The organism is Halobacillus litoralis (assembly GCF_020524085.2).
Taxonomy (GTDB): domain Bacteria; phylum Bacillota; class Bacilli; order Bacillales; family Halobacillaceae; genus Halobacillus; species Halobacillus litoralis_E.
Genome location: NZ_CP129016.1, coordinates 1,574,993 through 1,599,962, shown reverse-complemented (window position 1 = coordinate 1,599,962; position 24,970 = coordinate 1,574,993). Strand labels below are relative to the sequence as shown.

At 44.3% G+C, this 24,970-nt stretch carries 20 protein-coding genes and 1 pseudogene; 3 read left to right on the top strand and 18 right to left on the bottom strand.

Annotated features, from left to right (window positions below; genetic code table 11):
- Positions 1-35: 35 nt before the first annotated feature.
- Positions 36-734, top strand: a complete 699-nt coding sequence (locus LC065_RS08050) for a FadR/GntR family transcriptional regulator (protein ID WP_226592376.1) — start codon at positions 36-38, stop codon at positions 732-734.
- A gap of 118 nt (positions 735-852) precedes the next feature.
- On the opposite strand, the gene LC065_RS08045 is transcribed toward LC065_RS08050, so the two are convergent.
- The 10 genes from LC065_RS08045 to LC065_RS08000 all read right to left on the bottom strand — a co-directional run bounded on the left by LC065_RS08045 (position 853) and on the right by LC065_RS08000 (position 12,193).
- Positions 853-1,779 carry an aldo/keto reductase gene (locus tag LC065_RS08045; RefSeq protein WP_371933421.1) on the bottom strand — a complete coding sequence of 309 codons (927 nt, stop codon included), beginning with the start codon at positions 1,777-1,779 and terminating at the stop codon, positions 853-855.
- 90 nt (positions 1,780-1,869) lie between these two features.
- Positions 1,870-2,985 (bottom strand): M20 peptidase aminoacylase family protein, encoded by a 1,116-nt coding sequence (locus LC065_RS08040; protein WP_226592380.1) that lies wholly within the window; start codon positions 2,983-2,985, stop codon positions 1,870-1,872.
- Between the two features lie 313 nt (positions 2,986-3,298).
- Positions 3,299-4,255, bottom strand: a complete 957-nt coding sequence (locus tag LC065_RS08035; RefSeq protein WP_226592382.1) for a glycoside hydrolase family protein — start codon at positions 4,253-4,255, stop codon at positions 3,299-3,301.
- An 84-nt stretch (positions 4,256-4,339) separates the two neighbouring features.
- Positions 4,340-6,217, bottom strand: a complete 1,878-nt coding sequence (locus LC065_RS08030; RefSeq protein ID WP_306163875.1) for a beta-N-acetylhexosaminidase — start codon at positions 6,215-6,217, stop codon at positions 4,340-4,342.
- Entirely contained in the window at positions 6,214-7,215 is a 1,002-nt protein-coding gene (locus LC065_RS08025; RefSeq protein WP_306163874.1) for a Gfo/Idh/MocA family protein, read from the bottom strand. The genes LC065_RS08030 and LC065_RS08025 overlap by 4 nt, the downstream gene beginning before the upstream one ends.
- A complete protein-coding gene (locus tag LC065_RS08020) occupies positions 7,212-7,994 on the bottom strand; it encodes a sugar phosphate isomerase/epimerase family protein (RefSeq protein WP_226592388.1) in 783 nt (260 codons plus the stop codon). The genes LC065_RS08025 and LC065_RS08020 overlap by 4 nt, the downstream gene beginning before the upstream one ends.
- A 28-nt stretch (positions 7,995-8,022) precedes the next feature.
- The gene (locus LC065_RS08015) at positions 8,023-8,937 is read right to left on the bottom strand and encodes a helix-turn-helix domain-containing protein (protein WP_226592390.1); all 915 of its coding nucleotides are present in this window, start codon (positions 8,935-8,937) and stop codon (positions 8,023-8,025) included.
- Between the two features lie 38 nt (positions 8,938-8,975).
- Positions 8,976-9,803: a carbohydrate ABC transporter permease gene (locus tag LC065_RS08010; RefSeq protein WP_226592393.1), complete on the bottom strand. Its 828-nt coding sequence runs from the start codon at positions 9,801-9,803 to the stop codon at positions 8,976-8,978.
- A gap of 20 nt (positions 9,804-9,823) precedes the next feature.
- Positions 9,824-10,837, bottom strand: coding sequence for a carbohydrate ABC transporter permease (locus tag LC065_RS08005; RefSeq protein WP_226592395.1), 1,014 nt, complete (start codon positions 10,835-10,837; stop codon positions 9,824-9,826).
- Positions 10,838-10,858: 21 nt separating this feature from the next.
- A complete protein-coding gene (locus tag LC065_RS08000) occupies positions 10,859-12,193 on the bottom strand; it encodes an ABC transporter substrate-binding protein (protein ID WP_226592397.1) in 1,335 nt (444 codons plus the stop codon).
- Between the two features lie 145 nt (positions 12,194-12,338).
- Here LC065_RS08000 and LC065_RS07995 point away from each other — a divergent pair, with 145 nt between their 5' ends.
- Complete coding sequence (locus tag LC065_RS07995) at positions 12,339-14,168, top strand: cache domain-containing sensor histidine kinase (protein WP_226592399.1); 1,830 nt, start codon at positions 12,339-12,341, stop codon at positions 14,166-14,168.
- Between the two features lie 2 nt (positions 14,169-14,170).
- Positions 14,171-15,226 carry a response regulator transcription factor gene (locus LC065_RS07990; protein WP_226592401.1) on the top strand — a complete coding sequence of 352 codons (1,056 nt, stop codon included), beginning with the start codon at positions 14,171-14,173 and terminating at the stop codon, positions 15,224-15,226.
- A 176-nt stretch (positions 15,227-15,402) separates the two neighbouring features.
- Here LC065_RS07990 and LC065_RS07985 read toward each other — a convergent pair whose 3' ends face one another.
- The 8 genes and pseudogenes from LC065_RS07985 to LC065_RS07950 form a co-directional block, all read right to left on the bottom strand.
- The gene (locus tag LC065_RS07985) at positions 15,403-17,466 is read right to left on the bottom strand and encodes an alginate lyase family protein (protein ID WP_226592403.1); all 2,064 of its coding nucleotides are present in this window, start codon (positions 17,464-17,466) and stop codon (positions 15,403-15,405) included.
- Positions 17,466-18,527, bottom strand: coding sequence for a dihydrodipicolinate synthase family protein (locus tag LC065_RS07980; protein WP_226592405.1), 1,062 nt, complete (start codon positions 18,525-18,527; stop codon positions 17,466-17,468). Before LC065_RS07980 ends, LC065_RS07985 begins: the two co-directional genes overlap by 1 nt.
- Positions 18,527-19,545: pseudogene (locus tag LC065_RS07975) on the bottom strand (NAD-dependent epimerase/dehydratase family protein). Before LC065_RS07975 ends, LC065_RS07980 begins: the two are co-directional and overlap by 1 nt.
- A 321-nt stretch (positions 19,546-19,866) precedes the next feature.
- Positions 19,867-20,031 carry a hypothetical protein gene (locus LC065_RS07970; protein WP_226592408.1) on the bottom strand — a complete coding sequence of 55 codons (165 nt, stop codon included), beginning with the start codon at positions 20,029-20,031 and terminating at the stop codon, positions 19,867-19,869.
- Positions 20,032-20,178: 147 nt separating this feature from the next.
- Positions 20,179-20,787 carry a hypothetical protein gene (locus LC065_RS07965; RefSeq protein ID WP_226592410.1) on the bottom strand — a complete coding sequence of 203 codons (609 nt, stop codon included), beginning with the start codon at positions 20,785-20,787 and terminating at the stop codon, positions 20,179-20,181.
- Positions 20,788-21,079: 292 nt separating this feature from the next.
- Positions 21,080-22,573, bottom strand: a complete 1,494-nt coding sequence (glpK, locus tag LC065_RS07960; protein ID WP_226592413.1) for a glycerol kinase GlpK — start codon at positions 22,571-22,573, stop codon at positions 21,080-21,082.
- 25 nt (positions 22,574-22,598) lie between these two features.
- Positions 22,599-23,429: an MIP/aquaporin family protein gene (locus LC065_RS07955; RefSeq protein ID WP_226592415.1), complete on the bottom strand. Its 831-nt coding sequence runs from the start codon at positions 23,427-23,429 to the stop codon at positions 22,599-22,601.
- A 342-nt stretch (positions 23,430-23,771) separates the two neighbouring features.
- Complete coding sequence (locus tag LC065_RS07950) at positions 23,772-24,821, bottom strand: lactonase family protein (RefSeq protein WP_226592417.1); 1,050 nt, start codon at positions 24,819-24,821, stop codon at positions 23,772-23,774.
- Between the last annotated feature and the right edge of the window lie 149 nt (positions 24,822-24,970).

Below are 24,970 nucleotides of genomic sequence, written 5' to 3'. Positions count from 1 at the left end.
AAATATTAAAATACTTTTATGTGAGGATGTTTTTATTGAATCTTACATTCAACAGAATTCACCCGAATCAAACAAAGACGATGGGGATTGTTTCCTTGATCAAGGATTATTTAATTGAGGGGAAGCTGAAACCTGGAGATAAATTGCCGACCGAAATGGAGCTGATTGAACAATTAGGAGTGAGCCGTACACCTGTCCGGGAAGCAATCAAGATCCTTGAGTCGATCGGTGTTATTCAAATCAAACGCGGAGAAGGAATGTTCATTACTGATAACTCTTCCAAGTTGACGATGAACCCGCTTGTCTTCAGTTTGATCATGCATAGTCATAACCTCGAGCAGCTTATCGAATTTCGCCAACATTTTGAAATGCTGCTGATGAACATGGTCATTACGAAAGAAAAGAAAGATCTGGACAAGATTGAAGCGGTGTATCAATCTCAAGTGGAACGTATGACTCCTGACTTGACTCCAGAGGAGCTTGTGGACATCGATTTAGAATTCCACTATGCCATTTTAGAGGAAACTGAAAATCCGTTCACAATGGAAATTGGACGAACGATTTATGAATTGATTCGTCCGAAAATGGTGCATTTCAAAGATCCGGGAGGGATTGAAAGAACTTTAGCTACCCATAAAGAACACCTGGAATTTTTGAAAGGCGAAAAGCTCTTTGATCCGAAAAAAGCTGTCACTGAGATGATCAAGAATAATGAGGATATGATTAAAGATTAAAAAAGAAAAATCATATGCTTTGCGTTTACGCCTCACGAATAATGCAATGAAAAAACGTTCACCCCTTATCAATCAGAGGTGAACGTTTTTCTACATAATCAATTTCAAACAAATCTGCTTAAGAAAAAATCTCACTGATTTTCGAAATTTCTTGATCAGTCAATTGCACATCCAACGTCTTCAAGTTATCAACTACCTGTTCCGTACGCTTCGCCCCATGAATGACGGCATCAATGGATGGCTGATGCAAGTACCAGGCCAACACAATATGAGGAACCTCCACTCTCTTCTCTTCCGCTATAGGCCTTAACTGATCGACTTTAGCTAAATTTTGTTTAAAGTTCTCTCCCTGGAAAAGAGGGTTCTTCGCACGGAAATCATCAAACGTCGTATTCTCATCATATTTTCCAGCCAGAAGACCGGAGGCAAATGGGAAGTAGGGAACGAATGAGATTTGATTGTCAGCCGTGTAGGGCAGCATTTCGTTTTCCGCTTTGCGCTTGAAGAGATTGTACTCCCCTTGGATGACATCCACATAACCGTCTTTGTTGGCTTCTTTCAGTTGCTCCACCGAGAAGTTGGAAACCCCAATGGACCGTATCTTTCCTTCATCTTTCAACTCTTTCAATGCACCCACCGCTTCGTCCTTCGGTGTCTTCTCGTCAGGAAAATGGATGTAGTAGAGGTCGGTATAGTCCGTACTCAAGCGTTGAAGGCTGTCTTCCACCGATTTTTTCAAAAAGGAAGGTTCATTGTTAAAAACGACATCTTCTCCCTTGAATTGATGAGCTCCTTTCGTTGCGAGAACAATTTCATCCCTTTTATACTCTTTCATGACCTCTCCGACCAGTTCTTCGGAACGTTCAGGTCCATAGATGTAAGCTGTATCCAAGAAATTCATTCCATGATTCAAAGCTGTGCGGACCACGTCTTTTCCGGCCTCTTCATCCAAGTTCGGATAAATGTTGTGGCCACCGACAGCGTTTGTCCCAAGTCCGATCGGGTTCACCTGTAAATCTGACTTTCCTAGCTGTTTCTTTTTCATCACTTTTACATCTCCCTTGGAAAAGTTCATATTCTTACATTGTTTACCACATGCTTTTCCAACAGAAACAAAAGAATGCACAATGACTCCTTATCTGTTTCCCAAAACACCAATCACCGCCTCTACTAAAACACGAGAAGCATCAGTCATAACGCTTTGATCAAATGTCATATTCGGATGATGCAGCCCTGGCTGCAAATCACAACCGACGGCAAGCATCGATGCCTTCAACTCAGGCCTTTGTATCGTGTAAAAGTGAAAATCATCTCCTCCGGTCGTTTGAATGGTTGCTTTTAAAGCATCTTCCCCTATGACCTTAAGAATAGCTCGTTCTAAATAACCGGCTGCTTCCTCACTGACCACTGCCGCTGGAACTTTTCCCTTCTCCTCCACTTGAATACTCACACCATGCAAGTTTGATAGGGCATCACAGACTGATTTTACTTTAGCCACCAATTCATCCATAACTTCATTCGTCTGAGCTCTTAGATCAATGGAAAACGTCGCTTGACCTGGAATGATATTCGTACTTTTCCCTCCGCTGTGGAACGAGGTCACTTTAGCGGAGTGGGGGACCATTGGATCCACGTGGATGTTATTAAGCAACTGAACCAATTCTGCACCTAATTCAATCGCATTTTTATTTAGATGCGGTCGCGCTCCATGAGCGTCTTCTCCTTCTATCCGTCCTTCGAGGAAACGTACAGCCCCGTGTTGAATAGCTGGGGCAAACTCTCCTGACCTCAACTCCTGGATTGGTCTCAAATGGAGGCCGAAAAGGTAATCCACATCATCCATGACTCCCTTTTCTACCATAGCAAGAGCGCCTTCAATCGTTTCCTCTGCCGGCTGAAAAATGACGCGTAACGTCCCTTCCCATTCCGCTTGTTTCTCTTCCAGCGCAAAAAGAGCATGAAGAACAATCGACATGTGGGCATCATGTCCACATGAATGGTTGGCTTTGAATTCTCCGTCCACTTCCTGCCAAAGAGCATCCATGTCTGCACGAAGGGCCACACATGGTTCTCCTTGACCAAGTTCTGCGACCAACCCCGGGCATTCATCAAAACGTTGAACTTTGAAGCTCGTCTTTCCTAATCGTCTTTCTATGTAATCGGTCGTATTATTTTCCTGCCAGCTGATTTCCGGGTGCTCGTGTAAATGTTTGTAGATGGTTTCAATGGATGGGTGACCTTTATATTCCATACGTTCACTCACTCCTATCATAAATTTTCTTATTCCTTCCCCCCTTACAAATACGTTTTAAAACGTTAAAACTCCTCCCTACTTATTTTCAGGCATCATCCCCCAATCTGAACTGAGCCTAAACGAGGAAGGGGAGGAGAAAGAAGAATATGAGGTTAACTTTACGCTAAAGGAATAGCTGCTTAGAAGATATCAGTGTTCCATGTTGTCGTACATACAAAAACATACCATCACTGAAAATTCAGTGATGGTATGTTTTTCTTTAAACAAGGGAGCACAAATAGAATACCTAACGAGAGTGGATTCTACTAAGTTACGGCTTCATCGTCTGGTAGCTTTGATATTTATGAATCGCCTGCCCAGCATAGGATGGTTCATTCTCATAAAGCTCATCCAGTATTTGCAGCTGTTCATTCATATAGGCTTCCCCTTCTTCAAAAAAGGACACCTTCTCATAAGGTTCCAAATATTGAGTTTCCACTCCAAGAATGACTTTGCTTCCAATCTGATTGGCATAATCGACTTCGTGCTCGGTATGATACGAAATGGAATCTCTTCCTTCTGCAAAATCACGGTAAGCCATGATGGCCACACCATCACTTACGGTATCCATGACATGATCGGAAAGGGGCTGAGTTACGCCTTTATACGTGGTTTCATATTTTTCTCCATCAAACCAGAACGGCATAGCTACCATGAACTCAAAATCACTCTTCATTTTAGGAGATTGTACGATAGAGTCGATCACATGCAACCCTTTCAAATATTGGTCGATGACTTCCGTTCTTTCATCCGTATCCCACTCATCCAGCAAATAAGGCTCAATATCAAACTGGATACCGTCAAACTTTTCGTCTTCTTCAACTGTCCGGTTATAGTCCAGTACATCGAACAAACGGGATAAGGCGACATGCCTATTTTCAGCTAACGCCCATTCCGCCGCTCCATCTAGCGCATGGACTTCAATTCCGTTGGCATGTGCAAGCTGGATAAACGCTTGGTATTGTTCGGGATGCTTTTGGATATAAGGCAGATCCTCTCTTGCCCCAATATTCAAGTAAATCACGTTCACACCTTTTTCTTCAGCAAAGGAAACCATCTCTTCTCTTGATTCCTCCGTGTTAATGTCCTCATTCGGGAACCAAGCCCACATCGCTTTATCTTTGCCGGATGCTGTTTCTGCTGAGATGGTTCCAGGGAGAAATGCGAAAACGAAAGCCATTGCACATAAACCTGTCAGCCAACCTATTCTCTTAGATAATTTCATCATCAAAACCCTCCTGTATTTTTAATACACCTGCGTCTTAAGAATCGATTTGCCAACCTTGACTATCACAACCTTCTCTATGATCTATTAAAGCGGGTTCGCCGATGCGATGCTCTGATAATCATTGCACCTGACATACCCGTTTTCACGCGATGAAAAAGGAAGCCTTGCTTCTTCAAGTTCAGGAATTTCTGTAATATGACCTTCCAAATAGTCGGACAGTCTACGGATCGCTGTCCGAAGCCTTGCCATTACTCCCCCATATCGAATGTCCAAAACTTCCCATCCAAAAGGCTTGTTCACTTTCATCCACTGTTCATAATGCATGTCTCTTAACCGCTCTACCTCCAGAAATAGGTTGGGCAGAAGTTGTTCTTTCATCTGTTGCAGAGCTTTAGAATCTTTTTCCTCATAAGCGGTCTTCAACTGATGATTGAGTTCGCTTTTCAGGCTTAAGACAGCACAGATTTGACCGGGCACCTCCAGGATCCAACTCCTGGAACCTACATCCTTCTTCGCCCGCTCCAATTGACGATGGAGGTCTTCATAATAAGTGTTCAAAGGTAATCCTTCCCCTTGTTTATCAAACAAACCGACGAAGGGGTCCTGCCACAACAAATATTTGGATGGGTTAGCGGGTTCCAACTCGCCCTCCTCTACTCCCGGAGGTCGATCCAGCTCTCCGACTTTTCGAAAAGCATCCATATCTGCTCCTGTGCAGAAGGCAAATCGCCCCCTGACCTTTTCCATATCAGGCTCTTCGGCATATCCATGTTCAGCAATAAGCTGGAGTCCTAAAAGACTTAGAAAAGGGTTGGTTTCCGCCCCATTATCCCCCCAAAGGGTGGAGAAGACTTCTTCGATGCCTTCTTTTTTACAAGCCCCGTAAGAAGCCTCAATCACACGGAAGGTTTTTGGATAATGGATGGAAACGCCATTCCAGGTCCAGATACCGCCAGCAAATAAAGGTTTTGGTCCGAATGACTGATGTTTTTGCAGGAACGCGCGGTAAAATTCTTCATCTTCATGGTAGTAGTCCCAGTAGACGTACTGTACATCTTTCGGCATCTCCTCAGTGACCTCTTCTGGAATTTGTGCATCCAAGTCGTAGTAGTGTCCTTGATCAGAAGCCATCCGGAAGTACATGTCACTCCATATCATCGGATCAAGACCTTTATTTCGAGTGATCTGCAATACTTCCTTCAAATGATCGTTCATGATTTCAAAGCTTGGACGGTACCCATGTTTCTTCAAATATTGTCCTCGGCCTAACAAGTGTGCCTCGTCCATACCGATATGGATTCGTTTCGTCCGAAATGGCTGCATCACGGAGGAGATCATCTGCTCAATCAGTTCGTAGGTTTCTTCTGCACCTGCGAGCAGGATATCAGAAGTATCCTTCAACGCTTCATTCCCATCCCACCGCAAAAAGGTCGACAAATGAGCAAGCGTCTGAATGCTTGGAATCAGTTCGATCCCAAAACCAGCTGCGTAATCGTCCAATTCCTTCAATTCATTTTGACTGTAGCGACCGCGCCTGTAGCCAAAGTAGGGCTGCTCTTCAATCTCATATGTATCTTCCATATAAAGCATCAGCATATTCAAACCCATCACAGCCATCATCCGGATCATCGTTTTGATTTGTTCCGGCTTCATGACACCGTTCCTGGAGCAGTCGAGCATGATTCCGTTCATCGTGAACTGCGGGGTTTCCTCAATCGTGAAAGTAGAAGTTTGAGCCGCTTTTTCCAGCAATAATCCCAACGCCCTGAAAAAATGAATCGGCTGGTTGTAAAAAATAGATCCATCCTTTTCATTCAAAGTGACCTTTAAGTTTTTATGCTCCCACCGGTGCACCTCAATCTGCAGACCACCTTCTTTATTCAGTGAGCATCCATAGACTTCTACGAGCTCGTCCAGCGCTGCTTGAAATTCTTCCATATCGCCTTCCAATCTTAAGTTCAAACGAGTCCCTCCTTCCTGTGTAACGAATGAGATAAACGGATAGTCTTCGCTTCCTGATTCGATTGGTAGATAGCTTCAATGACTTGAACGATGGACTTGCCATACTCCCCCGTATTTTCAATAGGAGCTTTCCCTGTAATTCCATCGATCAACTCAATCAACTGATCTTGAAAAGGTTGGTTCTGATTGGAAACGTAGACTTGTTCATACCTTCCATCTTTACTGACCCACACTCCTTTTCCTACTTCAACTTTCATCATACCTTTTGTAAAAACGAATTCTGTCACATGCCGAGGGACCGGGGTGTACCCTGATATCGAAATACTGACGGGAATTCCTGAATCTGTCTCCAAGTGAAGCAGTCCAGCCCCCTCAATTCCTGGGAATCGATACGATAAGTTGGAGGTGACCTTCGTGAAAAGCTCATCAACAACCCATTGAACCTTATCAATACAGTGAGCTCCAATGTTCATAATGATGCCGCCTCCTGAGCATGCCGGATCCAGAAACCATGCCGGCCGGTCATCCGTAAAGTAGTTGAGATGACGCGTTTCATTGATGAACACCAAGTCGCCCAGCTCAAGCTCTTGGATCACCCGCTTCGCCATCCTATTTTCCCGGAAATAGTGCTGAATATGTCCGACCAGCAACTGCACCTTGTGCTCTGCAGCAGCTTTCATAATTTCCTCACACTCTTCAGAGTTTAAGGCCATCGGTTTTTCCAGCAGTAGGTGACAACCTTTTTGGGCAGAAAATAGCGCTGCCTCCTTATGTAAGTGATGGGGCAGGGTAATGATGACAATGTCCGGCGTGGTTTCCTGGATCATTTGTTTGTAGTCGGTATAACCATTTAGCCCGTACTCTCCAGCTAAAGCATCTCTTTTGGAAGAATCGATCTCCGCTAAGGCTACCGAATGAAGGTCGTTCATGGTTTGGATGGCTTCCAGATGTTCTCTCGCAATCAGTCCTCCACCGATTACACCGACGGTTAACATCATCTTTGCACCTCCTGTGTTTGCAATTGTTTCTTTAAATAGGAGAAGTCTTTCACCGCATGCGCATAAATTTCTTGCAGGGTTTCACTCGCTTCAGCTACTCCTTTTGTAAATTCCATAGAGAAGGTTCCTCGATACCGGCGTTCTTTAAGAATTTGGAGACGTTCATGGATCAAATCCGGTTCATCTTCCAACGAATGAAAAGCATGGTCCTTAAAAAGACTCACATGTGCGTGAACGATTTTGTCTCCTAAGTAATTGAACCAATCATTCAGATTCACCTGCTCATGAAATGGATGGGTTATCGCTTTGACACCCACCGATTCCAGTTGTTCAAGTAGCTCCCGCGCAGTGCTGGGGTCTTCCATGACGGTCCCTGGATGACACTCACACAAAAGCTCGCAATCTTCAGGGAGCTGGTCCTTCCAATCATTAAAATTACGAATATACACATTCAACGAAGCTTTCGAATTTCCAAAGTTGAACTTCACTCGCTTCGGGTGTAATCGGCGAATCATCGCTGCCGCTTCAGCTCTCTCTTTTTCCTGATCGTCATCAAAACCGACATACGAATTAAAGATTTCAATCGGCAATGGGTGATCCTTGAGAGCTTCCACTTCTTCTTCTGAGTTTTTCATCGCATGGTTCTCCCATAATTCAATGCCATCAAACCCATCGGACTGCATCCTTCCCATCCAATCACTGACACGAAGGGAAGGGTTCCGCCCTGGCTCCCAACGATTTTTTTCGAGAAGGACGGTATTTATGAAAAATCGACTCATCATACTCCTCCTTTCAGAGAATAGCTATTCATCCCAGGGCATGCAGGGATGTCATTCCTTCTTCAAACGAGGAAAGATCCACTTGATAGACATATCTCGGGCGCCCTCTTCCTCCGATCTGCTCTTCTCCGATGATTGTCGCAAGGCTGTGGTTTTCAAGTGTCGTCAGAATCCGACGTGCACTTCTCAAGGTAATGGAGAACCCCTTCGCTAATTCCGCGGCCGTCATTCTGTCTCTGCCTAATGTCCGGCATAATCCAATCAGACGATAGATGGTCGCTCCACTGATACCTATATTTTTCATGTGTTGCAGTGACTTCTGACCTTCCAGTCGGTAAGGGAAGGAAGGGCCGAGAGAACTCCATTGGTCCACAAGTTTTTGAATTTCTTTCCTGATGCAGGAGTGGGTTGGAGTAATTAAATGGACCTCCTCCCTCATCGCCTTGAAAGCTTGGAAGACACGAGGATGAGTGGTGATGATGCTTGTCACCTGATGATTCTCCAAACCACACATATGGTGAGCGAGGATGTCATTCACATTCATCTCTTTCGTATGTTCAAAGATTTCAAGCTGATCAAGCGGAAGGTTTTCTTCCATCACCTGCATGCGGATTTCCTCTTTGTTTCTATAATCAATGCTCACCTTGCCTTCCGAATTCAGGCTTTGGCTGAAAAGGCACTTGGTCAAGGCTGCGTTCAATGCCATTGGAGAGCATGTCAATTCACAAACCGTTTTTTCAGGGAACCTTCTCTTCACCTTCCCACTCTCAAACATAGGAGTAAGAACAACATCAAAAGTAGATAAAGAGAGTTGATCCAAGCTTTGATCTATCCCCCGATCCTTCAATAAGGGCGTTACCGAAAGTAGAGGAAATTCTTCAGCTACTCGTTCTACTTTATTCCAAATTTCTCTTTGTCCAACAAACAGCATCCTTTTTTTCATATGGAGTCACATCCTATGAACGGGAATCGCCAAGCATTTTATTTCAGACCTGATGAACTGGCTCCACGGACGAAAAACTTCTCCGTGAAGAGGAACACGATCAGGATAGGGATCAATGTCATCAATGCCGCGGCCACCAAGTACTGCTCCTTACCGAACCAGGCACCAGACATCGACAATACCCCGATGGGAAGCGTGAATTTCTCCTCAGAGGATAGGTAGATCACAGGGGCCATGATTTCGTTCCATTTAGTCATGAATGTAAAAATCGTCAGTGTCGCTAACTGCGGCTTACACATCGGCAGGAAGATTCTCCAATAGGTTTGAAACGGAGAACATCCATCCAATTTCGCTGCCTCCTCATAACTTTTAGGGATGGATAGGAACGCCTGCCTCATCAGGAAAACACCGAACGGTTGGGCCAGCCATTCCAATATCCACAAGGGAACGAGCGTATCTAAAAAACCCATGTTCTTAAAGATGATAAATTGCGGGATGATCATGACGACTGGCGGGATCATCAAGGTTCCAAGAACCATGACGAACAAAGAATTTTTAAAAGGAAATTCCAAACGGGCAAACGCGTACGCGACCATAGAACAGGAGAACAGTGCTCCAAGTACGGACAGCACCGTCACTACCAAACTGTTCCACCCGTATTGAGCGAAATCCGTCATCCGCCACACTTCTATATAGTTCTCCCATTTGAAAGGATTGGGAATCCATTCGACCGGTATAGCCGTATATTGAGTGTAGGATTTCAAAGAGTTCAGCGCTGCCGCCACAAAGGGCGTCAGCATGATCAGAGCACTGAACGTTATGACTAGGTAACTGATAATCTTCCTTTTCCTATTGGGATTTTTCATAGATAACACCTCTGGATCCTCTATTTCTCATAATGCACCCACTTGTTCTGCAGTTTCACTTGGACGAGCGTAATCGCAAATAAGATCAGGAACAGCACCCAGGCAATGGCTGAGGCATAGCCCATCTTCAAGAAGGCGAACCCTTGCTGGAACAAATAAAGCATAAGCACCATACTTGCATTATTCGGACCACCTGCGGCCGTTATGTCTCCGGAGTTGCCAGTCATGACATAGATTTGTTCAAACGCTTGGAATGTCGTGATGGTACTCAGGACAAGAACGAGGAACGTGGTACCAGAAATCAAGGGTACCGTTACATGCCTGAACTTCTGCAGCACTCCTGCCCCTTCGATATCCGCTGCTTCGTAAAGATCTTCCGGAACATTTTGCAATCCGGCTAGGAAAATGATCATCATATAACCGATTCCTTTCCAAACGGCGACAGCGACCAAAACCGGAATGACCAGGTTTTCATCGTTCAACCATTGCTGCGGCTCCATCCCAAGTTTCAATAACAAGTCGTTTGCTAATCCAAAGCGGGGATTGAAGATGGCATCCGCCACATACAACACAACCGTCCAAGATGAAATGACAGGAATGAAGTGGGCCATCCGGTAAAGCTTCAATCCTTTCAAACTTTGATTCAGAGCCGTGGCCAGAATCAAAGCGAGAATGGTCTGGGTAGGGACAAATAGGACGGTGAAATAAATGGTGTTCCATAAGGACTTCCAGAAAACAGGATCGTTGATCAATTTATCGTAATTATCAAGCCCGATCCATTGGGGGGCGTTCAACATATCGTACCTGGAAAAGCTGAAGTATAACGATGCAATCAACGTGAAGGCAATAAAGACGATGAACTGAATGAGGTAAGGGGAAATCATGAAAAGTCCCCATTTCCCCTCATTCGTCAACCACTTCTTCTTCGGTGGTTTAGGTTTCTTTTGCTTGGCTAATGTCAACCTGGATTTCTTTTGCTTATTCCCCCCTTGCTGATCAGGGAATTCATTCTTCGGTTTTAAGTTATCGCTCATATCAGCCACACACTTTCTTCTCTATTGGTTTTCGTAAAATTCATCCAATACTTTTTGCACTTCCTCGTCTGCGTTTTCCAGCGCTTCCTCTACGCTCGTTTCATTGAGAAAAGCCCGGTTGATGTTGTCACCGAATTTCTTGACCCATTCAGACCAAACCGCGTTGACGTCCAACGTACCCGCATGCTCAAAGCTGTCCAAGAATGCCTGCTTGTTGGCTGGTTTGTCGCCGGATTCTAAGAATAGTTCAGAGTTCGCAACAGATTTCTTCACAGGCACCGCTTCACCCAAAGCCGCCCATTCTTTTTGAACTTCATCTTCCTGAACCCAATACTTCACCCATTCCCAGGCCGCTTTCGCTTTTTCATCGGAAGCACTTTCACTGATGACCCATGAGTTCGCGATTGTCGGTGAGAATCTCTCTCCATCCGGACCCTTCGGCAGCACCGTCACATCATAATTCACGCCTGTTTCGTTAGCGGCGAGCGTCCTTGCGTAAATCCCGATTCGCATCGCTGCTGTTTCACTCGGGAATGGAGACATCGGGCTTTGGAATGCCTGAAGGTCGGAAGGGTCTGTGAAAATTCCTCGTTCCATTCCATCGACGATATAATTGATCGCTTCTTTGTTTTCTTCAGAATCAATGATTGAATTCCGTAAATCTTCCCCGAGAACTCCTCCACCATAAGACTTCATGACAGGCATCCAGCCTTCGGTAATATTGAAGAACGTCAAACCGTACTGTTTCACACTATCCGGTTTGAAAGAAGCGTCATCCGCTTTCATGCCATCTGTATCGATCGTCAACTTTGCACCTGCTTCTTTCAGATCTTCCCATGTCCAGCTCTCATCCGGATACTCGACACCCGCTTGATCGAACATATCTTTGTTATAAAAAAGAGCTCCGATTTGTATTCCTTGAGGGACGCCCCAATACTTTCCATCTGAGTCTTTATTAAAATCCAAGCCATAGTATTCATCTTTTTCTAAATCTTCATTGATCCACTCCGTCAAATCCTTCGCCGCTCCACGTTCGGCATATTTCTGGACGAACACCCCGTCAGACAACCAGACATCAGGTGCGGTTCCTCCTGCTATTTGAGTGTCCAGCTTTTGGAAGAACTGTTGATACGGAGCATTCTGTGTCTTGACTTTGATGTCCGGATGTTCCTCTTCGAACTTCTGGATCAATTCATTCATCTTCTCATCAGCACTTCCTGAGGAATAAAAACCTAACGTGATTTCGGTTTGATCAGAATTCGTACCTGCCTCACCGCCGGATTCATCCGAGCAACCTGTTAAAATGAACGCAAAAGCCATAATAAGTACGGAAATTTTCAACCACTTGCCTGCCATCTTTTTTCCCCCTCAATGTTTGTTATCGCTTACAACCCTTATTCTAAAGCTGTTAGTGAAAATAAAAAATGTCATTCCATTTGAAAGTTTGTGTTTTTTTCAATAAAATTATAAATATTCAAAATATTACCCAGGGAGGGGAATCATGAAATTTTCTCTACTGAAAAAGAACTCGATCCACACGAAGCTTTTTATGATCATTCTTGTTTTTGTATGTATTCCCCTGCTTGTCCTTGGATTCTTCTGGTATGGAAAATCGACGAAGACGATTGAAAATAATGCCGTCCAAAACAGCCAGCATCTCCTAGCTCAAACGAACGAATATTTGGACTTTTACTTGAATGACTTAGAACAATCCACCGTCCCGATCGTATCCATGTCTCCGATTCAACGATATTTGGATTTATCACCCGGTTCCACCAGCCGTTATGATCGGTTTATATTGGACAAGGATATCAAAGAAGAAGCCTTTTCCAATATTTTAGAAGGAAGATCTGATATTTTCGGCATTTCACTCATCAACCAATTTGGAATGCAAGTCAACAATTACAGCCAAGTCAATCACTTTTTAAACATGAATCAGATTCGAAATAGAAATCAGGAGCTTCTTGAACAAACCGAACAATTGGATGCTTACCAGATTATGAATATCGACTTCATCCGCGACACACCTGTATTAACCGTGGTCCGCAAAGTCTATGATGTCCAAACGTTCGAGACCTCCGGTTTACTGATCATCAATCTGCGTCTCAATCAAATCGACAACATTATCAATGAAGTAACCGAGAGTCACTTCAACCGCGTCTGGATTGTCAACGAAAACCATAGAATCATATTCCACCCTGATCAGACAGAGCTTGGCCAAACCTTTGATTATGAAGAGAATCAGACAGAAAGCCAGAACTTCCTCATCAACCAAATCGAAGACAAACGGACCCTCATGGTCATGGACCGATCGGATCAGTCCAACTGGACGATGATAGCCAATGTCCCGATGCAGGCCGTCATGACCAATTTGATGAGCTTCAGGAACCTTACCATTTGGATTGGCCTTGCGCTCATCGGCGTCGCCTTATTGTTTGTTGGAGGATTCTCCTTTTCTTTGACCTATTCATTGATCAACTTGCAGAAGCTTATGAAAAAAGCGCAATCCGGTCGATTGAAATTCAACAAAATCAAACCTCTCCGCTTATACCGGAATGATGAAGTCAGTGACCTGTATGACAGCTTTTACAATATGACAGAAGAGCTCAATCGCCTGATTGAAGAAATTCACCATTCTAAGCTCAAAGAGAAAGAACTGGAGATCAAAAACAGGGAGTCGGAATTGCGAGCGATGCAATCGCAGATTAATCCTCATTTTCTATACAACACACTCGAACTCATCAACTCCCATGCCATTATTGAAAACCAACTGATGATCAGCAGGATGACGACCTCTCTAGCAGACATGTTCAGATATAATGTCAGCAATTCCAAGAAAGTCGTCACGTTGAAGGAGGAAATCCAGCAGATCCGTTCGTATTTGGATATTCAACAAGAACGCTTTGAAGATTTGAACGTCGTCTACGATGTCAAGGAGGAAGACATTAAGGAGGTCCTAGCCACACGCATCACTTTGCAGCCGATTCTTGAGAATGCCTTCATCCATGGATATGAGGAACACGGATTAGCTCCCTCCTTCATAGGCATTTACGGGAAAAGAAATGAATTCGGCTACTCCTTGTTCATCGTGGATCATGGGAACGGAATGGATGAGACAACGAAAGATACATACAATCAGGCTTTCCGAACCAATGAACCTTCAGATGAGAAGAAGTCGACGAAGAGGATCGGCATGAACAATGTCCACAGACGTCTGCACGCGACCTTTGGACAGCCGTATGGGTTGACCATAGAGCGATCGAATGAGAAAGGGACGGTTATCGTCATCACACTGCCCTATCTGACACATGAAACAAAGAAGGAGGCTTAACCATGTATCAAGCGATTACTGTAGATGATGAAAAATTGATAAAAAAGAGCATCGCTGCGTTGGTCCGCTCGAATGACACAGGATTTGAAATAGCAGGGGAAGCGAAAGATGGGTGCGAAGCACTGCAATTGCAGGAAGAAATCAATCCAGACCTGATTATTACTGATATTCGTATGCCAAAAATGAATGGGTTACGTTTCATTAAAGAGGTGAAGGAAAGAAATCCGCAGACCAAATTCATCATCATATCCGGGTATGACGAATTCGAATATGCGCAGACAGCAATCCGCTATGGCGTGGTTGATTTTTTGCTCAAACCTATAAAGCCGGATCAGTTTTTATCCTCTTTAAGGAAGGTTTACCGACAGCTTGAAAATGATCACACGTCTTCCAAGCAGCGAAGCGAATGCCTGCTCATGATCAAATCGTATGCGGAGACCCTTGGTGAACACCTTTGGTTACTCGAGGAGGATCAGGTCTTACGGACGACAGAGGAATTATCGAAGAAGTTGAATCACCTGCAGGTGGATCCTGAAGTGATGCGAGGCATGTACTCAGATTTAACGGTGTATTTACAGGGGGAGTTGGAAGCTCATCATTCAACCTTCCATACCCATCCGTTGTTCACTCACATCGATTTTTCACGGGAGCGGACGGAGATGACAGCGGAATTGAATCGTTTGTGCAAAGCCATCCTGGATGAAATCAGATCCTTCCGGAACATCGGCCATCGAAACAGCATACGGACGGCTGTCCGTTATATTGAAGCAAACTTTACAGAGGAGAAGCTCACATTAAGTGAAGTGGCGGATACGATCAATATGTCTCCTTCGTATTTCAGTATGGAATTCAAATCAGAAGTTGGCGTCAGCTTTAAGCAGTATCTGACGAAGTTAAAAATAGAGAAAGCGAAAGAGCTGCTCAACAACCCTTTATATAAAACCTATGAAATCGCCGAGAATCTAGGGTATAACGATTATCCACACTTCACCAAGACTTTCAAAAAACATATTGGTCTGACACCGACGCAGTATAGAAAAAGAAAAGGGATCAGTTGAAGTCAAGCAGGAATCAATCATTTTAAACCTGTTTATTCCTCACCTTAACAGAGCAGTAGGTTCGGGAATGAAACGCCTCCTTTAGGAGCTATGCGCACAATCTTACTACGCATAAACCCAAAGGAGGCGAAGGGATCCACTTTTGCCCTGAAAAAAATGTAACTGGAAGAAGTGTTCTAGACTTTAATGATGAACCGTTCCTCTCCATCACAGCTGCGCTTAATCAAAAGGACCTCCCCGGTCATTTGCGTTTCCTCAAATTGAAAGCTTTTCGGACCATCATGGGAGAATAATACGACCTCGCTTTCTTCTCCCCTTTTCACTTCAAAGGCTGTGACCTCACCCTTCGACATCTTCTCTGAACGAGTATTATAGACATCGACTTCGTGGATTTCCATGTCGGGGTGTTCATCATCACGATAGGGATTCAGTACTGTGACGAACGTCGTCTGTCCGCTCCCTTTTTGTCGAGCTACTACTTTCGTAGACTTCAACTTTTGGTTGTAATCTCTAGAAATCCAGCAGTCTTCCTGAGTCAATGAGACATTCTGAAGATACGTCATGTCCAAATGCCCTCCTTCTCCTCCCTTGACTTGAATTTTGCGTTTGGAAGAATCATTAGTAAGGGCTGCATGTTCAGCGAAGTGAAAGTGCTGAGCAAAATCGTGGACATGCTTGGACTTGAACGAATCGACCAGCAGCCAATAATGAGGTTTGACGAACAATATCTGCCGCATGACCTGAACAGGGTCTTCGAGCCTCATGTATCCATCGTGACCGGACTGAACATAATCGTACTCCTTATCCCCTCTCCAATACCTGTTCAAAGGCTGGGCGACATCTTCCCAATGCCACGAATCGAGATATGTGGAAATAGAACAGTCATCCACACTGCAGGTGTTATGCTGGAAAGATTCCTTGAAATATTGACGGTGTTCATTCTCTTTATACGTGTAACGCCCTGGATCAATGATCATATCCGATCCATGCACAACTAAGTCGTAATGAAGAAAGTCATCGTGACCGTGTGCCCTGATCATATCCATATGACCGCCATCAAAAAGAAGATAATGGTCGTCGGGAGACCATCCATTCCGCATGATGCTATATCCACTTTGCTCTAGATGAGTCGAACAGAAGTCAGGTTCCGTTGCTTCCAGTTCTTCGTAAACATCAAAGCCATTTTTCCCGTAATACCAAATGCCTTCAAAATCCAGGACATCATATCCTTGATGCTTCAAATCACTTCTTTCATTCAGCAAGGCACCGCGGGATAACACGTCTCTGATGTCCGTATGATCACTGTCGCTCGTCATCGGCTGGTAACCACTAGGCTTCACAAAAGAAAGCGAAGCCGTGAACATTCGATTCAACGTATCCTCCATGATGTCCGGAATGGACCATTGATTTTTTCTTGCCAGCAGGACCGTTTCAAATAAGCAGTGCAGGACTTCATGGTGATACATAGGGCTTTGTTCATTATGCATCCCATCCTCAAAAACTTGAAGCTGACACATAACTCCCATCCGCTCTAAAGCCAACTCCATCCATTGGGCTGAACCTTCAATGTGCGGAAATAACAAAGCAATTTGGAATAATCCATTCGTCTCTAAAAATCCCCAGTTGCTTTGCTGATCATGAGGGGTATAAGCGATACTCAGATAGTGTCCATGAAGTGCAAGCGCCTCCTTGAACAACTCCTCTTCCGCTTCTCCCCATATCTCAGACTCCCTGACACAGAAATATCCTTTGATCCAGTTGCAGATCCGGATTCCGCTGTCGAGCTTCCTCCATGTATCCTTGACATTATAATGACGGGACCGGCTTTCGAGTATTTCTTCCTCTGACAATGGGTTCTGACGAATCCAGTCTTTCATCAGCCGGATATAATGACTTGCAAAGCTCTCCTCACCGGTTAACCAGTAAGCCTGCCCCAGTTCTGCCATGAACCGCGCACGATTCAAGTTCACCGTCCATTCAAAATCATCCTGAAACTGGAACGTCCAATCGATTTCGTTCGGAAAGGTGACCGGTGTTTCACAGCGTTCCATGTCCCAACGATGCGTAAATACAAACGTGTTTTCACTCGCGAGACGAGCCCGTTCAATCACTTCATCCGCCTCTCCTTTCCAGTATTGGAGAGTCAGATTTTTTATTTCATTACGGTCTCCACGCGAATAAAAAAATCTCCGAACATCTGTGGATTTGTTGGTTCGTTTCTCTTCTGAAAATGTCGACATTATAAAACCCCTGTTTGCATGTGATTCTTTACGAATGCATCATCATTTAAGTGGGGGTAGTCTCGATGAATGCGATCAAGTTCTTTCTCCTGCCCTGGACTGAGCCTTTCGTGTTCCTTCAGACATATGCGTTCTCGCAATAAACCTTGACGCCTCAAAACCTCATTGATGCCGGCAATACTTCCTTTAAAACCATTCGCCGCATCAAAAATAGCCGCATTCGCATCCGTCAGTTCCGCACCTGCTGTTAACAATTCAGAAGGAATGAGTCCGTTTTGTTTCGCTGCTTTCACTTGCTCAAGCAGCGTGACTGCATTAGACGTCCAGACCGCCCATTGGCCAAGCAGCCCGCCGACTATCGACTTCGATACCTCTTTTCCATCGACCCTGAAACGGAAAGTGGTCAGCAGATCATCCACAATATGATCATCATTCCCGGTGTACAAGGCGATGTCACCCATTCTGTTTGAATGACATACGGCCCTCACCACATCAATGGTTTGATACCGGTCAAAGGGGGCGAGTTTGATGGCACATACCCCTCGAATATCAGCAAACGCACGCCAGAACTCATAAGAGAAGACACGTCCACCTACGGCCGGCTGCAGATAAAAGCCGAAGACCGGCATGATTTCTGCCACGGCCTTCACTCTATCTAAATGCTCTTCTTCATTTAAATGGGAAAGGCCACCCATACTAACAAGTGCAAGATCATACCCCAAACTTTCCGCTATTCTCGCTTCTTCCCGCGCTTGTTCAACTTCTCCTACGACGCCAGCCACTTTAATGAACGGGCGAGAGAGATTCGCTTGTTCGATTTCTTCAATCGCCATCCGCAGTACTGTTTCGTACAAATCTATCTCTTCGTCCCTGATTTCAAATTGAGTCGTATGGACACCGACCGCGATTCCACCGACTCCGCTTGAGATGTAGTAATTCGTCAAAGCCCGCTGCCTTTCTTCATCCAGCGTGCGATTCTTGTTCAAAGCAAGCGGGTGTGCCGGAATGACCGTCCCTTCATGCAGCAACGTACGAATCGGGGATGATAAGGTTTGTGCCATCAGTATTGCCCCTTTCGTTCTTGAAAGTGGGTCGGTTTATCCAGCACCTGTCCCTGTCCTTTCACCCAATCCGCTGTCCAATCCAGCATTTGACGGATGCCGATGTTCGGGTACCCGAATACTTCATGAGCTCGAGAAGCATTGCTCAACAATGCCGTCACTTGCTCTTCTCCCGCAAAAACCGGCTGCTTGTGGAGCTTTTCACCAAGTCTCTCAGCGAGCCATCTCACAGACAGTGTCTCCGGACCTGTGATATTCAAGGTGACAGGAGGGGAATCGCAATGTAATAGGGAACGAATGGCCACTTCGTTCGCATCGCCCTGCCAGATGACATTCACGTGACCCATATTCAAATCAATCGGTGTGCCTTCATTCACTGCTTTGGCGACTTCCAATAAAACACCGTAACGCAGATCGATCGCATAGTTCAGACGCAGGTGTAACAAAGGCGTTCCATATTTGTGAGAAAAGTGCGTAAAGACGCGCTCTCTCCCTAAAGCGGATTGGCCATATTCGCCGACTGGTCCTGTGGCATGTTCCTCCGACGCTCCGCCATGACCGACCGGTGTCTGAGGGTACACATTTCCTGTAGAAAAGGACACAATTCTGGAGTTTTTGAACTTCTCAGCCACTCTCCCTATGGTAAATAAGTGTTCATTGCCCACGTGAAATGTTCATTTCCGGTCGTGCCGAATTTGTTTCCTGCCATATAAATGACATTTTCCATTTCAGGTAACGCCTGAAGTTCTTCCTCATTTAATAAATCCGCAGCAATCGTCTCAATCCCATGTTCATAGAGTTCCTCCTGAAGGGTTTCATTAGAGAACCTTGAAACGCCTACTACTTTTTTCTGAACTTCCGCCTGATCAATCGCATTCTTAGCAAGTTTCGCTAACGTAGGTCCCATCTTCCCGCCTACTCCAAGAATCAAAAGATCCCCTTCGATCTTCTTTATATCTTCAACTAATGCCTCTGTTGGTCTACACATGACAGATTCGAGTTCTTCTATCGTTTCCACATTGAAACCTCCTCATAAAATTAACTCATCTTATAAGAAAGTTTAGATAACCTCATTTGTTTAAACAACGACTTAAATATGTCCTTTATTAAAAGAGTGTCTTGCTCCCCCTTTTTAATCCTAGGTAACAATTAGGATTTTCACTCGTTATTTTTCTGCCCTGTGATCCACGGGATGATAGGCATTTATCATTTCTTCTATCTTTATGTAACGTTTTTTCATTTATAAAAAAGGCCTGATCATCACTATTTTTACACACAAAAAAACCCAAACCAGTGAAGACTGATGCTTCATCCGTTTGAGTCCCATTTAAAAGATTCTTTAGGCTCCCATTGTGGAGAGTGTTTGTTTTTCCAGTTGTTCCTCTTGTTCCTTTTTCATTTGAAGAACCTTCATTCGTTCTTGTTCCAACTCTTCCTGAAGTCGTTCATTCTCTTTCACAAGATAATCCCTTTGATCAAGGATTCTAATCATATCTTCTCTCATAATAAGCTCCCTCCTCTTATGTTATCGGTCTCTTTTTAAGAATTTGTAGAAAAATGACGGTTTCTATCTTTTTATAGGAATCATTTACCCAACATGGCACAAATTCAAACACATGGAGAAAATCTTTATGAGAATCGAGCGGTTCTTTCACTCTTTTTTCTGAAGCAGATAGAGGAGTGCTCCAAAGATAGGGACCATTCCGAGCCAATGCTTCTGGTTGTACCTCCCTCTCCTGCGTTCTTTCCAATACACTACGAATGTAGACAAAAATGTCAATACAACGAAATCGATCGACATGATATGAACAAATTGAGATTCCTTAAAAGCTTCTACATAAAATTCAAAATCGCCCTGAGTCACCCCATAAATCAATAAAGTAATGGTACCCATAAATAAAAGCAGGTGAAAAACACGGGAATGAAGCCTATTTAACATGAATACAGGAACCCTTGGCTTTCTTGAGTCCTCCACTTTTGATAAGAAGAAGTAGGGCATTAAGGCAAATGCTCCAAGGAAGAACATTCCCAGAACAAAAGGCCATAACGGCAAATGGTTATTATCTTCTCCTAGCAGCAAGGCAGTAAAAACGAGCGGATAGATCCCAAGAAAGCTGAACACCATCAACAAAAAAGCGTCCGGATCATCCATTGTCACTAATTGATGGAAGTACCCTTCATTTTCATCTGGGGCAAATAATACAGCGTACAAAACAAAGGATGCCCAACTAATTAAAAACAGGATCTGCCGCATCGTCATATTCAACTTCCTCCCTGCTGGGAAACCTATTTACATTCCCTTTATCCCTTCTTCCTCTTACGGAGCATTGACAAACACAACCTTCGGCTAAGGGGGAAATTCTACTTTATCATTTTCTATCCAATGGTATGATTTCTAAGAAGTGCCCGGAGAGGTGAACCAATAACTTCTAGCATCTTCAATGGAAAAGTAGTTGCTAAAAGGACGTTCGAAATCAATCTGAATAATGCTAGTAAAGAAACGCAGAATCCACGGGCCTCGTAGATTCTGCGCTCCATTATATTCTCGATTGTTATTTAAACTGTCTTGTCGCTTCGACCGCTTTCTGCCAGCCTTTGTAGAGCTTTTGCTGCTCTTCCTCACTCATTTCAACATTAAATGTGCGGTCATTTTCTGATTGTTTCTTAATCTCATCTTTATCTTTCCAATACCCGACAGCAAGACCTGCCAAAAATGCTGCACCAAGAGCCGTGGTTTCCTGTACGACCGGACGCTCCACCTGCACACCGAGGATATCACTTTGGAACTGCATCAGGAAGTTGTTCTTAACAGCACCACCGTCAACGCGGAGTGCTTTTAAATCAATGCCTGAGTCTGCAATCATCGCATCAAGCACATCTTTCGTTTGATAAGCAAGGGATTCCAGTGTAGCACGGACGAAGTGCTCTTTTGTCGTTCCACGCGTCAAACCGAACATCGCCCCTCTTGCATCACTATCCCAGTATGGAGTTCCAAGTCCTACAAAAGCCGGCACTAAGTAAACGCCGTCTGAAGACTCTACCGCTGTCGCAAGCGACTCTGTTTCTGGAGCGCTTTCAATGAGGTTCAAACCGTCACGCAGCCACTGGATCGCTGATCCCGCTACAAAAATGCTCCCTTCAAGTGCATATTCGACTTTTCCATCGAGTCCCCAAGCGAGTGTTGTCAGAAGTCCATGATCAGAAGCTACGCCTTCTTCCCCTGTATTCATCAACATGAAGCACCCTGTGCCGTAGGTGTTTTTCGCCATCCCTTTTTCAAAACATGCCTGCCCGAATAATGCAGCCTGTTGATCCCCTGCTATACCAGCAATCGGTACTTCGTGACCGAAGAAGTGATAGTCGACGGTATGGGCATAAATTTCTGATGAAGGCTTCACTTCTGGCAGCATGGATGCAGGGACACCGAGGATATCCAGGAGTTCCTCATCCCATTTCAAATCATAAATGTTGTACATCAACGTACGGGAGGCGTTGGAGTAGTCGGTGATATGGGCGTTCCCACCGGAAAGCTTGTAGACCAGCCAGGTATCAATGGTTCCAAATAACAGGTCTCCATTTTCCGCTTTCTCTCTTGCCCCCTCCACATTGTCTAACATCCACTTCACCTTTGTTCCAGAAAAGTATGGATCTAAAAGCAAACCGGTTTTTCCGCGGAAAAGATCGTTGTGACCAGCCGCACGGAGCTCTTTACAAATGTCCTCTGTCTGACGCGACTGCCAAACGATCGCTTTGTGGATCGGCTTTCCTGTATTCTTATCCCAAACCACAGCTGTTTCCCGTTGGTTGGTAATCCCGATTCCTGCGATTTGATCCGGGCCTACGTCTGATTTTCTTAACACTTCAGCGATACATGCAAGGACGGATGTCCATATTTCATTCGCATCGTGCTCCACCCAGCCTGGCTTTGGAAAGAACTGCTCAAATTCTTTTTGTGCCGTTTCTACAATTTTTCCTTCTTTATTGAAAAGAATCGCTCGTGAACTCGTTGTTCCCTGGTCAATGGAAAGAATGTACTGGTTTTGCATGTGAATCATCTCCTTAATATTTTGATTAGCTGACTTGGTTCTCTACTTTGTTGCTTAAGGTTTGTCCTTTTTTCAGTTCCGAACTAGCTGCACCAATGAGAATGACAGCAACGACTGCTGATAAGATCCAAAAAGCTACAGTTAATTCCTGCATGAAAATCGCTCTGTAAAAGAGAGCTCCATAAATACCTCCTAAGATTGGTCCTACAACCGGAATCCAGGCATAACCCCAATCTGAACCACCTTTTCCTGGAATCGGAAGCAGGGCATGAGCAATTCTCGGGCCTAAATCACGCGCCGGGTTGATGGCATAGCCTGTTGTTCCACCGATGGACATCCCGATAGCTACAATGAGAGCTCCGACAATAAGAGGATTCAAACCTTCGGTGAATTCATTGGCCCCGATGAATAACAGTCCCATCAGAAGAACGAACGTGCCGATCATTTCACTGATCAGGTTGGAAAATGGACTTCGGATCGCTGGATCTGTAGAGAATACAGCAAGTTTGGCTCCTTGGTCCTCCGTTGCTCTCCAGTGGGGTAAGTAGTTAAGGAACACAATGCCGGCACCGATGAGAGCACCAATCATCTGTGCTGTAATATAAAGCGGAACCTTCGCCCATGGAAAATCACCAATGGAAGCAAGACCTAAAGTAACGGCAGGGTTAATATGAGCCCCCGAAAATCCACCGACCGCATAAACTGCCATGGTAACCGCAAGTCCCCAGGCAATCGTAATCACTACCCAACCGGCACCTTCTGCTTTCGAATTTTTCAAGACAACGCCACCGACGACCCCGCCGCCAAAAATGATCAAAATCATTGTACCAATCAGCTCTGCGACAAATTCTGACATCTTAAACACTCCTTTTTTCCATAATTTTGAAGTATATGCGTAAAAAAGAGACCCACACGAATTACCGAACGATATACGTTCGGCAAAAGTGTGAGTCTCCAAATCTCCGTCACATACTTAACTTGTTGTTCACATTATATGACTATATGTAAGCGGTGTCAATTATGTTTTTCAAAAATAATAGATTGCTAACAATAAACCTTATTTAAAGTCTTTTACCCTAATGATTGAATCGAGGTAGGAAAAAACAAATAATAAATAGCGTAACGACAAGAAAATCTTGTCGTTACGCTATATTTAACGATTGATGAGACTCTTTGATAACCTTATCCTATTGTCGTCTCACGCATCCCCAATAAATTTCACACAAACAGGTTCAGGAACATGTACGTCCGATTGAACGAGGGATAGCTTCCCAGCATTCTTGTCCCTTTCAAACAAGGACATCGTGTTTGACTTCTGGTTCGTCGCAATTAAGAATTCCTCAGAAGGATCCAACACAAAGTCACGCGGCCAATTTCCCTCTGTGGATGTCCATTCTATAAACGTTAACTGACCAGTGTCTTGATCGACCTTGTATGAGGCAATAGAGTTATGTCCTCGATTTCCCGCGTACACAAATTGTCCATCTGAAGAAATATGGATGGCACTTCCGTCATTGGTTTCGTTAAAGGTTTCCGGAATTGTTTTAATCGCCTGATGCTGTGTGAAACTACCGTCTTTCTCGTCATAGTGAAGGACAAGAACTTCTGAGCTCAGCTCTGTCATGACATATGCGTACTTTTGGTTCGGATGGAAAGTGATGTGTCTTGGACCACTGCCAGGTTCTGTGTTGAATACTTGAACTTGAGTTAAATCCCCTTGATCTGCGGCGTAAGTAATTACACGGTCACTTCCCAGGTCAATCGCAATGACGTATTTTTCATCAGGTGTGAAACCGGCATAATGCATGTGCGGTTTTTCCTGACGCTCATGAGGACCCGTGCCTTCGTGTTCAATGACAGATGTAGGTGGATTCAACGATCCATCTTCATTGGTTAAGTAGGATACGATATTTGTTGTATGATAATTCGCCGTTACCACCGTGTTCTTCTCGTGATCGACACTTACATGACACGGAGGTGAGCCTGCAGCGGTTTGGAGATTTAATTTGGTCAGCTCTCCTGTTCCATCTTGAATGGAGAAGGCTGTAACGCCACCGTTTTCTCCTTCTTTTGTAACGGCATATAGATTCTTCTGGTCATCACTCACCGTCACATACGTCGGATTACCCAACTCAGCAGCTAACTTCACATCTTTCAATTCTTTATTATCTGTATCCAGAGTGAACTGATATACACCTTTACTATCCTGTTTTGTATAGGTTCCAACATAGCCAACAAACTTTCCCATTACAAAAACTCCTTTATATCGGTTTTATTTAAATATCCTATCAGATTAATCGTTCCCGTTCATTATCTCATAAACGGTTTCGCTTCTAAATCACTTCCATCCCCTTTATCTATACCCAGGTTTCATCACCTTAACGCTACATCCATATC